Annotated in this window: 6 protein-coding genes; all 6 read right to left on the reverse strand. The window is 60.8% G+C overall.

The window, feature by feature from the left end; translation table 11 throughout:
* Positions 1-56: 56 nt before the first annotated feature.
* Entirely contained in the window at positions 57-2,570 is a 2,514-nt protein-coding gene (locus SFU85_00290) for a hypothetical protein (protein MDX6765207.1), read from the reverse strand.
* 49 nt (positions 2,571-2,619) lie between these two features.
* On the reverse strand, positions 2,620-4,953 hold the full coding sequence (locus SFU85_00295) for a hypothetical protein (GenBank protein ID MDX6765208.1): 2,334 nt from the start codon (positions 4,951-4,953) through the stop codon (positions 2,620-2,622).
* Between the two features lie 20 nt (positions 4,954-4,973).
* Complete coding sequence (locus tag SFU85_00300; GenBank protein ID MDX6765209.1) at positions 4,974-8,156, reverse strand: LamG-like jellyroll fold domain-containing protein; 3,183 nt, start codon at positions 8,154-8,156, stop codon at positions 4,974-4,976.
* A gap of 155 nt (positions 8,157-8,311) precedes the next feature.
* Entirely contained in the window at positions 8,312-9,856 is a 1,545-nt protein-coding gene (locus tag SFU85_00305) for a glycoside hydrolase family 43 protein (protein ID MDX6765210.1), read from the reverse strand.
* 55 nt (positions 9,857-9,911) lie between these two features.
* Positions 9,912-12,698, reverse strand: coding sequence for a hypothetical protein (locus SFU85_00310; protein ID MDX6765211.1), 2,787 nt, complete (start codon positions 12,696-12,698; stop codon positions 9,912-9,914).
* 130 nt (positions 12,699-12,828) lie between these two features.
* Positions 12,829-16,095, reverse strand: coding sequence for a hypothetical protein (locus SFU85_00315; GenBank protein MDX6765212.1), 3,267 nt, complete (start codon positions 16,093-16,095; stop codon positions 12,829-12,831).
* Between the last annotated feature and the right edge of the window lie 12 nt (positions 16,096-16,107).

Genomic DNA, 16,107 nt, shown 5'->3' on the forward strand with positions numbered 1-16,107 from the left:
GAATGGCAATTTATGGCACGAAGTAGACATAGTTGGGATAGTCATAGTGATGGGGATTATTTGTCGGCCGAGACCAGGGTTCTTCCGTGAGGATCAGTCTTGAAGTTCCACTTCTGTGTGCGGCCCCGCAGGGTGAACTCCAACTGGGTCCGGTCTTCGTTCCAAACGGTCAGCGGGTTTTCTTCCCCATGTCGGTAGGGGAAGAGGAGAATACGGAAGTTGGGGGAAACGGAACGACTGGCAATGACGAGGCGCTTGTCCAAACCAAAAGACCTTCCACCACTGAGGCTGCCTTGGACCACGGTTGGAGTGAGCGTGTCACGACGTTCGAAGGTTTCCAATCGGACCGAAGGACGGGTCTGGTAATCCCGCGCCAACTGCGGTTCATTCATGTTCAAGATCCGGACCAGGAGGAGGCGGTCGCCGCGCACCGGCTTGGGCTGGCCGTTTTCATCTCGCTTGAGGGTGGCATCGCCGAGCACCAGGTCATTGTCCTTGTAGGAGACGACTTCCGTGTTGGGCCCCGTCTGCATCAACCATTCGTAGAGCCGTTCCTGCTGGTCCTTCTGGATGTCGTCGGTAACGATCAGGTAGGGAAACTTGCCCCTGTGGAAAGCCACCGTCCGGAAGGCCCGTTGGACGGGATTGAAGGGATAGCGGATGGGCCAGGCGTCCTCATCCCAGAGCCGCACATCACCCTTTTCAAACCCCTTCCAAAATTGCACCACTGAGGGACGGTTGTCCTTTTCGCCACGGATGCCGGCCATTTTCTTCTGAAAGTCGGCGGCCTCCGCGCGGTAGCTTTCCCAACGGGGAAACTGGAAACGCACAAACGTCTCCGGGTTTTCCGTCAGGATTTGTTTCGGCCAGAACCAATCGTAGGCGGGCTTGGCATCGCAGGAGGCGATGAGGTTGTCCCCCTTCTCCTCAAGCCCCAACCAGACACCGGGTCCGGGCCAGTAACCCTGGCCTTTGCCGTCAATGAGGATCCCGTTGTGGTGGCGGGCTTCAACGGATCGGAAGTTATCCTTGGCCCAGACCCGTCCGAGGGCGGCGAAGGTGAAATGGCCGCGATCACTGTGTTCGTGGCTGGCGCCAACGGAATCCGTGCGGCATTCAAATTGCAAGTGCGCGGCATCGGCCTCCCAGGAGCTGCGCGTGCTGAGGGAACTGCGGACGGAATCGAAAAGGGTCCGCGGCGCGTCAAGGACGACGAGGTCCCGGGCCGGTCCATCCGAATTGGATTTGACCACCGGTTCCTCATCGACCCACAAGATGGGCTCGATGATGTGAAACCCGCCCTGGAATGACTTTTCCCCATTGGCCTGGCGGAAACTGCGCCAGACCGCCTGGATTTTCGGGTCGGTGGGAAAGAAGTAGCGCCAAAGAGAGAGCGTGCCGATGGAGGGGCCGGCATCGCCGCCGTCCCCGTAACTCAACCACTGGTCGCGCGAGGGCACGGTGGTATGGAGATACCAGTCGACCATGGAACGGAAATGCCCGTGGGTCAGCAGCGGAGCACCACGTCGCTGGGCGGCCACGATGAACGGGTTGGCCCAGACAAGTCCGAACTGGGTGTAGCCCACGGCCTCGGTGGACATGCCGGCGGGTGAAATCCCGTAGGTGAGGTAGTCTCGTGCGATGTCAACCCCCATCTTGTAAACACGCGGGTCGTAACCTTCTTCTCCCTCGATGCTCAAGGCCAGGAGCGGTTGTTGGAGGCCGACGGCACACCAATTCCAATTGCGGAAGTGGTGGGGCAGGCGCGCGCCCATCCAAAGTTTTCCGTAGGTGGCGGCGGCAATGGTCTTGCGGACGGATGCGCGCTGCGCCTCGGTCATGAACGGGTGGGAGAAGTCGTAGGCGTAGCCGAGCAGGTGGCCCCCGACTCCATCACGCAAACCCTGGTCGGAAAGTTCGGTGCCCGTCTTGGGACCGGAGGTTTTGGCCCGCCAAGAGTCGTCGCCCATGGGCAGGGTCGAGGCCTTTTCAATACCGGGACGGATCATCTCGGCGTAAGTGGCAATGGCCGTGGCGGCCTTTTTGCCACGGTTCAGATCCTCGGTGATGAGGGCATCGAAGGCCTCGAGGACGATGGCGTATAAAAAGGGCTGATAGTGCCCGACACCGGGGGGCATGCCCTTTTTTTCGCGCACGAGGGCGTTGACGGCATCGGCATCGCCCTTGGCCAGTTTCTGATAAAATTCGCTGCCCCAGTTCTTGGGATCGCGGATGCTGGAGTCGAGCCGTTGCTGGAGTGTGCTGTAGAGCGCCTTGCCGACGCTGGTTTCCTTCAAACGACGGCGCAGACCGGGCAGGTCTTCCGGGCTGATGAGGAGACGGGGGTGGACGCCGGGTTCGGGCACCGGTGATAGGCGGTCACGGGCCAAGCCGTCTTCGCGTTGCTGGACTTCCACCGCTGGCGAAGCAGGGAAGGGGTATTCCCCGTTGAGAATTTGATCGGCGGACAACTCACCGGGCAGGTGGAGTGGAGCTGGTTCCGCGTACAGAGACCAGCCCGTGAGCACCGTCAAAAGCCACCAGGCGGACAAGGTCGGAAGGGATCTCATGGATGAACGAGCAGTTTGGAGGTGGAAAGGAGGGGAAGCGATAGGAAATTCATGGGGTCTGTGGCGGGGTCCATGGGATGGCCACTTCCGGCCAGAATTGTTCCGAGGTGATCTCCCTGCCCTTTTTGACACCGAATGGGTTGGCCGGGCCGCTGGAAACAACTTGGATCGTGGCCTCCGAAGCCGGGGCGGTGGCTGGCTGGAGAAGGACTTCTTCTTGTCTCTGCAGATCGATGCGGTACTCACCGGGAGCCTCTTCCACAACGGCCAAAGTCCGCGGGGCGGTGGCCCGCAAAGGCCCTTTCCAGTCAGGCACCCGGAGGCGGCAGGGGGCACCCGACTCGCTGCGCAAACGGACCCAGGTGGTCCGGCCATCGCGTCGCGCGGCTGAAACGATGAATCCGTCCATGGCACGAAGGTTCTCGAAACAAGCATCCTTCCAAGTGGTGGGGACGGCGGGAAAGACACGGATCGTTCCCCGCCAGCTCTGCAGGAGCAAATCCATGGTGGAGGAGGCGGCGCTGAGCGGCGTTTCGATGCAGGGATTGCGTCCTCCCGTTTCGACATAGAGGGTGTTGGGCAGGACCTTCCCTCCCCCGCGCACGTTGTCGAGAAAGTCATTCAACATGCCGAGGGCTTCATCGCCGAGTCCGAGGGAGGCGTAAATGGCCGCACCTCCGGTGAAGGAATATCCCGCAAGCCCTTTGCCGCCTCCGATCCCGTGCCAGTGCCGCACCGATCGGATGAGGAGCTCGCGTTCACGCGGATCATCGGGATTCATTTGATAGAGCGGATAAAGCGGCAGCAGGTGGGAAAAATGACGGTGGGATTCATCCAGGGGCTGGTTGCTGCCGATCATCAGGCCATTGGCATCCACGGGATAATCCACCAATCCGGCCAGCACGCGGCGCCACTCCGCCTCCTCCGCCGGGGCCGGCCCGCCGGCATGCTCGCGCGCTTCGATGAGGGCGTTGAGGAGCCAACGGAGAAGCCCCAGGTTGTAATTGGTGTCATCGAAGGGGGCGAATCCATGGAATTCGGGTGAACCCATCTGGGGAAGGCCGAGCCGGCCATCGGGCCGTTTCTGCAAGCGGGCGATGTAGGCATCCGCCATCCGCTTCGCCTTGGGCATCCAGCGCTGCTGGATGCCGGGCCAATCCCCGGCAAAGCGCAGATGCCACCAGTAGTTGTGCAGTGCCCAGGCAAAATCCCCCAATGTGCGCCCCTTGGCGGCGGGAATGAAAATGGACTCGAAGTGTTGATCGACGAGGTCCAGGTAGTTCTGGCCGATTTCCAAACGATTGCCGGCATAGACCGGCCAATACGTGAGCTGGATGTTGAGGTTCCACCAGATACCCGGCCATTGGCTGACCCGGAACCAGGGTCCGAAAAGATCGATGGCGGGGGCGTCCTCCCTCCATGCGGCGGCCAGTTTGTGCATTTGCAGCCAGTAGAAGGCTTCCAATCGCGTGTCCGGCACGCTGAGGAATGTGCGCGGGTAAAAATCATGCCACCAGTTCCGGTGGCTTGTGACCCACCCGGCCAGAGGCGAGGAGGAAACACGCCGGACATCCGCCACGGCCAGCGGGGCCGATTTGTCCAGTTGGGGAACCTCATTGGCCGTGCTGACATACAGCACCGAGCTGACTCCACCCCCAGAACGGACCTCCCGCCATGCGGTGGCGTAGTCACCCCCTGCCAGAAGTTTCTGCAGGCAAACCGAAACATCCCCGTCCTTGGAGGAAACCGGATCGGGATTGGTCTGGTATTTTTCCTTGGCCGCCTGATCGGGTTTGACCTGGGCCCGGGGCGATGCGGGATTGCCCGGCCGGAATTCCCACTGCCATGGGACAGGCCGGCCCGTGGCGTTTTTTTCCGTTGAGGTCACTTCGACCACCTGGACCATTTCCTGCCGGAGACTGAGCGCGCGGAAGCGCAACTCCCCCAGATCGGTGACCACCGTCCCGGTGATCTCCGCATTCCACAAATCCTGCCGCAAGGTCCCTCCCGTGATTTTCCCGGCCGGACGCAGGGCCATGCGTCCGATGTCCAAACGGGGATAATCAAAAAAAACCGACGCCCCGGAAACCCCCATGGACGACTTGCGGTCCGGTGCCTTGCGATGGTCGGTCACGTCGGCACGGCCCAGGTGGAAATCCAGCCGGTTGTCATTGAGCGTGGCATATACCACCATACCCAACATGCCATTCCCGACAAAAGCCCCTTCGTTCCACTGGCGGGGCAACTGCTCCCAGACCATGTCCTGCCGCTCCATAAACTTCGGCCAATCGACCGCCGCATGCATATAACCGGGAGCCAGAACTGCGAGGGTCACCGTCAGAGTTTGCACTGCCAAACTTTGAATGAACAGGACGTGCTTCATGATCGTTGGTGTCCAAAAAGTCAGTGGGCGACGGGTACCGTGGAGAATTTTTGCCAGACGTAAAGCCGCTCAACAGCGGCGGCATCCATGGCGGTATTATAGAAGTGGACCGACTGGGCGGCCACCTCGGCGTCACCATATTGGCTCTTGCCACCCAGGACAAAGGTCTTGCCCCACGACCACCTGGCAGCCGAATCCAGGGGAACCGCAGCCATGCGCCGCCCGTTGCGGTAACTGGAGAGCGTGGACCCATCGCTGCTGAAGACGACATGCGTCCAACTGGAGAGCATGGACGAGGGCCAGCCGTCCTTGAGTGTGCGGAGGAACTGGTGGCGCATCGTTCCCTGTATGAATTCAGAACCGATCACCCCATCCACATTCAAGTAGGATCCCATGAACGGACCGCTGCGGGTCTTCAACCAGCAGGAGACCGTGAACGGCTGTCCCTTCATCTCGGTGGCAAAGCCGAGCGGACCGCCGATCCCCTCGGGACCCACCACGACGGCCTGCCGTCCGTTCATTCCGGCGGTGAATGTGCGCTCGCCGAGGGGAATTGGAATTGCGGCCGCCACGCTTCCCGGCAAGGGAGAGAATGCCCCGTCCACCGCCCGATCAAACTCCCAGCCTGCGATGAAGCCGGGCAGCCGCAGGGGATCGTAACCCTCCTTCTTGAGGACCTCGAGCAACGCGGGAATTCTGCGCAGCTCCTCAGTGATGGCGGTGGAACCGGGGTCTTCCAAAGCGGGTACGGTCTTCTTCATATCCAGCACCATCTTGCCGTCACGTTGGATACCTAGGACCGTCCTGCCTTCAGGCGACGGCGCGAAGGTGAGGACGTCCTTCTGATCGACAAAGCTGACTTGCAGCGAGGCCCGGTCCGCATTCCATTCTGTCTGCGGCAACGCCTCGCCTCCCCGGAACGGGTGGAGAAGCACCTTGAATCCGGGGGCGGCCGCACGGGTGCTGAGAGTCAGCAGATTGACCTTCTCCCGCAGCTCGATCCGGTGGGGTGCTCGCGTTCCCTCAGCATTCAGGACACGGATCAACAGGCCCGGTTCCCCCGTCTTGAGCGCGCCCGACGGATCGAGGCTGGCATTACCCGCCAGGACAATGTCCCCCGGCTGAAGCTCGCCGGTGCCACCCCGGGCCTCGACCACATCGGGCATCAAGGTTAGGTTCCAGTCATAACGTGCCGGAAGTCCGTCACGTTCCACATCGTCGATCACCAGCACGTAGGGCCGGGGTCCGCGCACCAAGCCCGCCGTGCGGAAGGATCGGAGCACCGGGGTGTTCACCTGCCGCAGGTAGGGCGTGAGGACGCCATCCGGCGCGATCCAACTGTTGCGGAACTTCAGTGGCTGTCGGTAAACAGGCTGGTCCACTTGGGTCCAAGCAAAATCGTTGAACGACTGGTTCACCAGCTCCCAGCTCATTCCGCGTTCGACCATGTCCTTTTCCACATCCTCTCTCCGGATGTCGCGGCCATCGGTGGTCTTCGAGGCGCTGCTCCAGACCCAGTCCCAACAATATTTCGCGTCGCCGGTCATAAAGGTGGCGAGAGGCTGGTCCGCGAAGTCCACCACGCGGGCCGGTGTGCTGGTGTCCTGCCCGGCCTCATCGATGATCACCGTGCTGCACGCCCAGGGGCCCTGGTCCTTGGAGGGAATGGTGATCCAGGGACGGCCCTTGCCCGTGAGCATGATTCCGTTGCGGTCCGGATAGGGGTGACCTCCGCTCGCCCCGCGGGTATGCATGGTGAGGAAGGTGGCCTCACGATCCCACGATGAGCGCGTCATGAGAAGTGCGCGCTGGCCGCAGAAAAAAGTGTTCCCGATGTTGAGCTTCTCCGGTTGCACCTCCGGCGTATAGGCCGTGGCAAAGATGGCCGAGGTGATCGCCTGATGCGCCAGCGAATGCAGACCATGCGGCAGTTCTTTGTAATCGTCCTGCACCATGGCGCGATAGACGAAGTCCGTGGTCTTGTCGTTGGGATAGAGATAACGAGCCACCACGAGATCGTGCGGAGTAGTGAATCCCCCCTTGATAGAACCAAGAATGTCAAAGACGGCGAAGTTATCCCGGGTGGGCAACATGGCATAAGCAGAGAACTTGCCGTAGTAAGCGCGAACCAATGGATGCTGGGTCAGCGGTTCCAATCTGTATTTATGCGCCACACGATCCATCACCACAGCAGCATCAAGTCCGAAGAGCAGCTTACCCTCGCCTTCATAAGCGGCTCCGCTGTCAAAGAAGGAGTAGGTGTAAAAGTTACGCCAGCCACGGTAGAGGGCGAGATATTTGAGATCGTTAAAGCCCGGCTCCCCTTCGATGGCCATCAGGTCATAGACCCAATACGAGAACGTGGCCCAGTTGCTTCGGCTGGCCTCGGCGTTGTTGAAAGAGCCGTAGTTGTCGGCCCAGGCGGAGAGCAGAACGAGCTCTTCGTGGATGATTTTTTTCTGCTCGGGGGTTAAGTAGTTATAAATGAAATCATAAATGAATCCCAGGGCACAGGCGTCGGTGCGACCGGTGGAGGGTTTGGGCGGCTCGCCTTCCTTGACTGGTTTATCGTTGGCCGCACGGCGTTCCTGTTCCAGTTTGATCGCGGTGATGGTGGCCTTGGCCAACACCTCCGCGGCGGCCTTGTCCTCCTCAATCAAGCAACGAAAGGCCTCGGCGGCACCCGGCTTGAAAAACAATGCGGGAGAGTTTTTTTCATAGGTCTGCGGACGCCCGCCTGAAGCCAGTATGCTGTAGTAATCCTCCCGTTTGGGATTGTAGCCACCAATCCTGTGTAAGTCCACGAACCGGCCCCGCACATGGAAGCCGCCATTTGCCCAGTCTGGCTGGGCATAATCAGCCTTCTCGTCGTAAGTCAGTTTGAGCGCGTGGGACCAGGCGAGGATGTTTTTCCACGCCTCTTGTCCAGCACGATCCTCCTTGAGGCGCTTGCGGAGCGCGGGGAGGTCTTCCGGGGAGAAAAAGATGCGCGGATGCACCCCCGGCGCTGGCACGCGTCCGACCGGGCGCACTCCCTCGCTGCTGAACTTCACCCGGGAGGAACCGTAGTCCCGAGGCTTGAACTGCGTCCATGGCAGAGGATCTTTGGAATGATAGGACCAGACCTGCTTATCCCGGTAGGCAGAGGCCTCCAACAAGGGATCGAGGCCGGAGGCGGAGACTGAAGGCGCAGGGGTCGACACCTCGGGTCCCAAAGCAGCGGAGGGCGGGGTGGTGGATGGATCTTGCGCGGCAGGGGTGGCCGGCGTCGTGTTCGCAGGTGGTGGCTGACAGGACGCTAGGGCTAGTAAAAGGATGCAGCAGGAACAGCGGCAGAGCCGAGCGAATTGGGACTCAATCATAGGGTTTCAATAGTAGGATTTGCAATCTCTTCAAACCATGCGAATTCCGCCCAAGTGGAGGAATCCCGGCCAGAGCCGGTAGCATAAAGGGCCGTGAGGTTTCCGATGAAACCCCCGGCTAGCTCCGTGGACTGGTGGCGGACCTCGGAGGCACCCAGTTCCTTCCAACCTTCGGGCAGACGGACCTCAAACCGCCAATATGCCTTGTCCGACCCGTCCCATCCTGCGGAGACCGCCAGTTCAACCGGGCCTTCGGGCAACGCATGCCATTCCGATTCTGCACGCAGCGAACCGCAGCGTCGCGCAAAGCGCACTCCCCTCCCCGCTGCGCCTATGCCCATTTCCAGGGCGGACCAGTGGCGTTCATTATAATGAACTACCAAACCCGCGCGATCGCCGGTGTCGGCAGGCTTGAAATCAAGCAAAGTCGCAGCACGAAACGAGTGGTCCCGGATTCTGCGCCCAAGAAAAGCCAGCGGCTCGGGATCATCCAGGCAGGGAGGCGCGCAGCGCAAGGAAAGGCTACCCGGTGTGCGGACCAGAGACCAGGCATCCTGCCGCGGTGTGCGGCGATGGATCCACCCGGGATCCGGGAACGGTTCATCAAATTCATCACGGAAGCGGATTCCCTCGACCACCGCAGTAGTTGAATGAGCAAAGGGAACTGGAAGCCTCATCGGTAGGGGTAGTGGAACGACGGGCCAGCCATCGCCATCCCAATGCACGGGTGCGAGGCAGGTCTCGCGTCCTAGGTGATGCATGGGCGGATAGCCAAGCGGGCGGATCGCCAGGAATACCATCCACCAATCGCCCGATTCCAATTCCACCCAGTCCGCATGCCCGGTGGCCTGCAAGGGGTGATCCAAACTGCGGTGGGACCCAATCGGGTTCCGCGAACAAGGTTCATAAGGTCCCAGGATATCCCGGCTGCGTGCCACCGTGATCATATGGCCGTATTCCGTGCCCCCTTCCGAAATCAACAGGTAGAACCAGCCATCGCGCAGAAAGAGGTGCGGACCTTCGGGATATTTCCCTCCGGTTCCTTTCCAAACAAGGGACGGGGCATCCAGCAGGCAACCGCTTTCGACATCCAAACGTGCCAACCAGATACCCTGTTGGTCGGGCGCGGAAACCGTTAACCATGCCTCACCCCGATAGAAGAAGAGGGAAGGATCTATCCCTTCAATCGCAATGGGCAGGGGATCGGACCATGGCCCCTCCGCCCTTTCGGCTTGTATGATGAAATTGCCAATGCCAGACACGTCGGTGCACACCAAATAAAAGCGGCCGCCGTGGAACCGGATCGTGGGGGCAAACAGCCCCTGCGAAGTGGGCGTGCGGCTGAGATCGATCTGGCTGCCCCGGTCAAGGGCATGGCCGATGGGCCGCCAATCCACCAAGTTGGTGCTGTGGTGCAGGGGCAGGGCGGGGAAAAATTCAAACGAACTGTTCACCAGATAGAAGTCCCCTCCGACGCGGCAAATACTGGGATCGGGATAGAAACCCGGAAGCACCGGGTTTTTGAAAGTGGCTTCATTCATCGATCGCACGTTTCCCTTAACGGTTTAAAACAGTGGATAGGAGTGGCCGGCTTCATCAGTCTGAAGCAAGGATTTGGGAGCCTCCCCGCTGCACGGTGAAGCGGGTCCTTCCGGCAGGATCGGTGGTGGAAAAAGCGAGTGTGTCTGTCTGGTTGGGCCACTGGATCGTGGTGGTGGCTTTGGTGGCATCCCAGCTGATTTTCGGGAGGGGCTCTCCGATCCTGAAGGGGATCAGCGCGATGCGGGAGTTGAGGGCGGTCCCGCGCCGGCTGACGTATAGTCGGGTGCGGGTGATGATCTGGGTGGCTTTGTCCGCGGTGTAGCTCCGCACGTCGAGACGGATGGGTTGCTCGGTCGCCCTGGAGAAATTCCACAACTGGGGTGCCGCGGTTACAGGAACGTCAAGCAGGACCACCAGCAGGGCGGGCGTGCCGTTGGGAGATTTTTGAACCTCGGTCAATCGCCACTGATCCCCGCCTTCGGCCTTGACCAGAACCGCGGAGGCGGGATTGCCGGCGGGAAATTCGATATCGGCGAGGCGCACGCTGTTGGGGACCTGCATGACCCAGTCGAAGTCGTGATCCCGGCCGTCCCCCTTGTCAACATCGTCGAGGATGAGGACATAAGGACGCGGGCCGCGAACGAGGGCGGCGGTGCGGCAGGCGGACTTCACGGGGTTGGCGGAAGCCACGCGCATCGTGGGCCCCCAGTTTTGTTTGAAGTAATGGTCGCCCCAGATGCGCATTTTGTAATTCTGTGTTCCACGGAAAAAGGCGACCACTTCGGGGTCGGTCTCCGGGGTGATCTTCCAGTCTTTGGCGTCGGGGATGGTCCACTGGAATTGGGTCGGACCCACCCAGCCGTGGTTGTAGGCGGCGGAGATGTCGGCCGAGGCCACAGCGCCGGATTCGGCCAGAAGGGAGCCAAGGAATTTGACCCGCGGCGGGTAGGCCACGTCCGCGAGACCACGGCCGCCGATGCGGACGTTGGAGTGGTCATAGGAGAAACCGGATTTTGCCCCGGCCTCAACCGCCCACATCTCACCATCGGAGGCGAGGTAAAAATGACCGGCATCATGGTGTTGGTGGCCGATGGTGCTGAGATTGGCTCGGACTTCGAACATGAGGAAAAGCGCGTCGGTGCCAGGACCGGAACGGGTGACAAGAAGACCGTGGACGGGATCTGCGAAATCGAGGGGAAGTTGGATGGACGCGCGCGCCTTCGCCAGGTCACCCGCTCCGCTCCAATCCGCGCAGTCGTATGGAGTCGGGCCCATGGTGTGGGCGGGGGTGAGAGGAGTCAGTTTGCGCCAGTTGATGTTGGCCGCATTTTTGCCGGCGGATTTCGATAACGCCGCTTCAAGGGACTGCTGGTAATCACCGGGATTGAAGTTGGCGAGGCCGGGCCGATCCTGGCGCATGAGGAAGTTCCCCGCCGCGGCGATTTTGCCGCCGGGATAAAAGGCGGTGAAGAAGTGGCCGTAGGCGAAGTTGGCATTACCCCATGTTCCGTTGTTGACGTTGTATTCGCCCGACGGGACCACGCGCTGGGCCTGTGCGAGGGGAAGCTGGCGAAGGTGGGGATGACCGAACTGGTTCTCCCCCCGGCGGGCGAGGGCGATGGCGGTGAGCATGGCGTAATGAAATCCGGCGCCAATCTTGCCGTTGCTTTCAAAGATCGTGCCTTGGGGGCTGATGCCCCATTGCAGGTAGCCCTTGAGCGTGCGCAGTGCGGCCGGTTGAATGTCCGGGTCGTAGCCCTTCTCGCCTTCAATCGCCAGGGCCGTGAGATAGTGTTCGAGGTCCCAGCCGGTCCAGTTGGTTTCAGCCCAACGGGCGGGGCCGTTCATTCCGTAGGCGAGACGACCGGAGGTGGCCGAGGCCACGGCGTGACGGAGGATGTCCCGTTGTTCCTCGTTCATCCAAGGCGCGGCGAGGTCGTAGCAGAAAGCCAGGTTGTTGCCCCCGGCGACACCGAAGATGGCCCGCCAATAGTCACGGGGGGCGAGCTGACGTTGATGCTGCTCGGTGGCGTAGGCGTCGATGAACGGATTGCGAAGGCGGTAGTAGTTGGCGATCGCGGTGGCCGTCTGGCGTCCACGCTTGGTGTCGCCATCGAGAAGGGCCTGGAATGCCGAGGCGGCGAGCAAGTTAGGCAGGTAGGCGGTGTGAAGGGTGTCGGGGAGCGCCTGCTTGTAGCCAACGAACCAATGGCGGGGCGGGATGACGAGGGTGATGGAGCTGACTTCCTTCGGCGGCTCCGGGGTCAAAAACTTCAAGTCGGCCGTGTCCCCCGCCATGAGTTTGGCGTAGATTTTTCCTTCGTCGGAAGCGGGGTTATACAGAGTTTGTTCCAGCAGGAAGCGGGTTTCAATCAGGGCCTTCTGACCCGTTTTGCTTTGTTCAAGGCGGCGCTTGATCAGGGGTATGTCGCCCGGACTGAAGAGAATGCGTGGATGGACACCGGGCGCAGGGACGGCAGATCCGAGCAGGGTGGGGTCGAAGCCCGTGAGGTCATGGGCCGATGGAGGGATATCCGGGTAGACCGTTTCCGGGCCTTGGTAGAGTTTGATCTGCGCGGGGGTGGCGAACTCGGTCCAATGTCGCTGTTCGCGCAGCGCGGGGATGGACTGCCGCAAGGCTTCGGGATCGGCGAGGGTGGCGGGAGTGTCCAACCGGGAAGATTTTGCGGGCTGGGCTTCTGCGGCAAATGGCGAGGCCGCGTACAAGAAGAGGGCGACCAAGGTGAGATGAACAAAGCGGGTGGACGGCGGGAATGTTCCTGCCGTGCTGGCGGGCAGGCTTGCCGTCCGATCACTTTTTTGCGGGATGTCAGGAGTCATACGGGTATCCATGAAATCGGAAGCACCAACAGACGGCCCCGGGCCGGGGATAGATTCCGCCGGACCGCAGCATTCATGCGAGGTTTCCGATCATTCTGTTCAAGCTCACCGTGCCAAGGATGTCAGCCGATCAGGGTCCGAGAATGGTTTTGCCGCCCCGGCGGATGATCAGCCGGGTGCGCGGGTCGTCACCTTGTGTGAATGCCAGTTCGTCCACCTGACCTTCCCAGTTCACCCTGGCCAGACCCTTGGCGGGATCGTAGTCGACTTTGGGCAGTGGTCCGCCAACACGGACCGGCAGGAGGAGGACGCGGAAGGAGGCTTGGGCGGCCTTGTGGTGGATGACCAAGCGGTCCATGTATTGCGTAGCACCCTTGCGGTCTTTCTGGCCCTCGACGGTCTCCGTGGCCAAAAGCGGCATGGACTTCTCAGGTTGTGTCATGCCGAGGGCATATACGAGCACCATGGGGTCCCCCGTCTTGGGCTCAAGCACGGGCTTGCCCGGGGGAGCCTTCAAGTCGGTGTCCTGGCCGGTGGTGGCCAGAGCAATGGCGTTGGCTGGAAGTCCCTCCACCTTGGCCTGCCAGACGCCACCGTTGAGCATGGCCGTCCACTGGTAGTGGCGGACTTTCTCGTCCTTTTTCAAGTCATCAACCACAAATCCATAGGGATGGTCCCCGCGTACGAGACCGACGGATCGGAAGACGTGCTGCATGGGATTAAACGGAGCACGGCTGGTGGCGATGTAATTGCCGTAAGTGTAGTTCGACCACCATGGACGGAGTTTGTAGCGGGCCGTGCCGGCGAAGATGCGTGCGATCTGCGGGCTGGGGTCGAATTCCCAGCCCAGGGCACGCGTGGCTTCCGGCCAGACCTGGGGTGGTTGCGTATTCCACCTCCAGGAGTAGGCGTAAGTCAGATCCGCGGAAGCCATGGCGGCTTGTCCACAAACCAGCGAACCCAGGTAAGTAGCGGCGGCGTTGTAACCATTGACCACACCATCAATACCTTCGGCCTGGGACTGGCCATCCACTTGGACCAGATTGTGGACATTGCCGGTATACCACTGGGTGAAGGGCGACTCGGTGATCCAGTTCACGCCAAGGGCGGAGAAGTGGAACATGCCGGCATCGGCGTGATGGTGGCCCGCCCCGAGGTAGTGGTTGGGGCGCACCATCATATTCATCCAAGCGGCGTCCTTTTCAGGGGATGAGTAGGCGGAAAACACCCCATGAACCGGGGCATTGAAATCCAACGGCAAACCGAGGGAGGACCGTTCGGTAAACACCGCGTCCCCATCAAAGAGGATGTTGCGCGTGAAACCGGGATAGGTCGGGCTGGGCAGCCGGAGGCGCGGGGTTTTCTCCACCAGGGCCCGATAGGCAACAGGATCGAATTTGCTTTCCGGCAGCACGAAACCCACGGTATCGGCGGGTTGGGTCCGAAGGGGGATATCGGTGGAGATCAAATAATCAGCCAGTCGATTGTCAGGATACAAGCCCTTGAACTGGTTGACCAACGACATGGACAGCTTCTGGCGGCTGTGGGGCGAATACTGCGTGCCGCTGTTGACTATGACCCGTCCGTCGGGCGAGGTCATGAGGGCCTGGCCCTCGAGGAGCTTGCGCCAATGAGGATGGGCCAGGAGGTTTTCCCCTCGCCGGGCGGCGATGACCATGGAGAGCAGCTGGAATTGGAATGCCCCCGGATTCTTGCCGTTGCTTTCAAAGACGACCCCGGAAGGGTCGATGCCCCACTGGCAGAAGGCCCGTGCGCTTTCCAGACCGGAAGCGTAGGCCTCGGCATCAAAGCCCGGCAAGCCCTCTATGGCCGCCACGGCAATGAAATGAGGCAGGTCCCAGGCCATCCAATTGACGTCGCGGAAACGGACCGGGCCATCCTGCCCGTGCGAGCGGCGTCCATAGGTGGCCTTGGCGATGAAGCGCCGCATAAGGTCCTTTTGTTCGGGTGTCATCCATTTCCCCGAGAAATCAAGGGCCGGGCCGAGATTCATGTGTGCGACCAATCCATGAATGTTCCGCCAGTGGGTGCGGGCACCGTAGGCGTTCAATTCCAGCAATGTCCCGTCAGGATTGCGCAGGGAGGAACCGAACTCGGAATCGCTGATTTTAAGAAAAGCGTCGAGGAGGGGTTCGCGCAGCTTGTAGTAATTTGCGACAGCCGTGGCGGTGCGCCGCCCGAGTTCATCATCATCGTTCAGAAGCGCGTAAAGGGCGAGCGCGCTGAGGCATTCGGGCACATAAGCAATGTGGGAGTTGTAGATGCCTGGTTTCTGCCCCTTGAACGTGTGGCCCGCCATGAAATCCGCCTTGCCGGCCGGCACATCCCATTCCAGGCCTTCCAGATTTCCGGCGGCGAGTTTTTCGAAAATAGCTCCGTCACTGGTCTTGGGATCGAGCCAGCTTTTCTTGAATAGGACCTCCATCTCGATGAGGGATTTCTGACCGCTGATGGTGTTTTTGATGCGGCGGCGAAGTTCGGGCAGGTCCTTCGGACTGAAAAAGAGCCGTGGATAGACCCCCGGGGCGGGCACTTCGGATCCGAGGAGTGTCTTGTCCATTCCTTTGTCGTCATAGGCCGAAATAGGAACCGGTTCCCATTCGGTTTCCGGTCCATTGAGCAGCGCCATCTGCTCCGGGGTGACCTTGACATGGGCGGTCCACGGTTTTTGGCGGGCTCCGTTCGGGATGAACTTTTCGGCAATGGAAGGATCGGCGAATTTCTCGGGGGTATCGAAGAGCGCGATCACCGCGTCCATGCGCGGGCTTCCAGAGTCCGGCCAGACGGGAGCCGAGGCACCGAGGAAAACCAGGCCCGATGGGTGCGAGAAGACACCAAGACCCGCTGCCCGTGCAACTTCCTCCAGCGCCACGTAGCTTTCACCACGCACCGTGAGGGAGGCAGAGCCCTGGGGAATTCCTCCATCCCTGGAGCCCGGCAGCAAAGTAACCAGCTTTGAAAGCACCGAGGCAGGAACGATTTCAGAGGGCGCGTAGACCCATCGGTCGGCAATCATGGCCAGATCGGCAGGCACAGGGTTTGGTTTGGGATCCTTGACAGAGAGCACGGGAATGAAGGATGCAGGCACGAAGAGCTTTCCTTCTTTCCACACAGCCTCGGCCCGCAGCAGGTTCTTTTCACTCAGGCGTACCCGGTGTCCCCGGACATAGGCATAGCGGCTTCCGGGGAACACGGCTATTCCGCCACGGATGATTTCAAGCGCGGATGCATCCGCCGAACGGGTGTAAGGAAGACCCTGATCCTGGGGCGGTGGTTCCGGGGGGGGCGGAATGGGTGTGGGTGACTGGGCCTGTAGAGCAGATAGCAGGACAAAGCCGAGAATGCCGAGTGTGTGAAAGATGCGGGTGATTTTCATGTTGCGTAGTGG

This window comes from Candidatus Methylacidiphilales bacterium (assembly GCA_033875315.1).
In the GTDB taxonomy this organism is placed as follows: Bacteria; Verrucomicrobiota; Verrucomicrobiia; order Methylacidiphilales; family CAZTYG01; genus JANRJG01.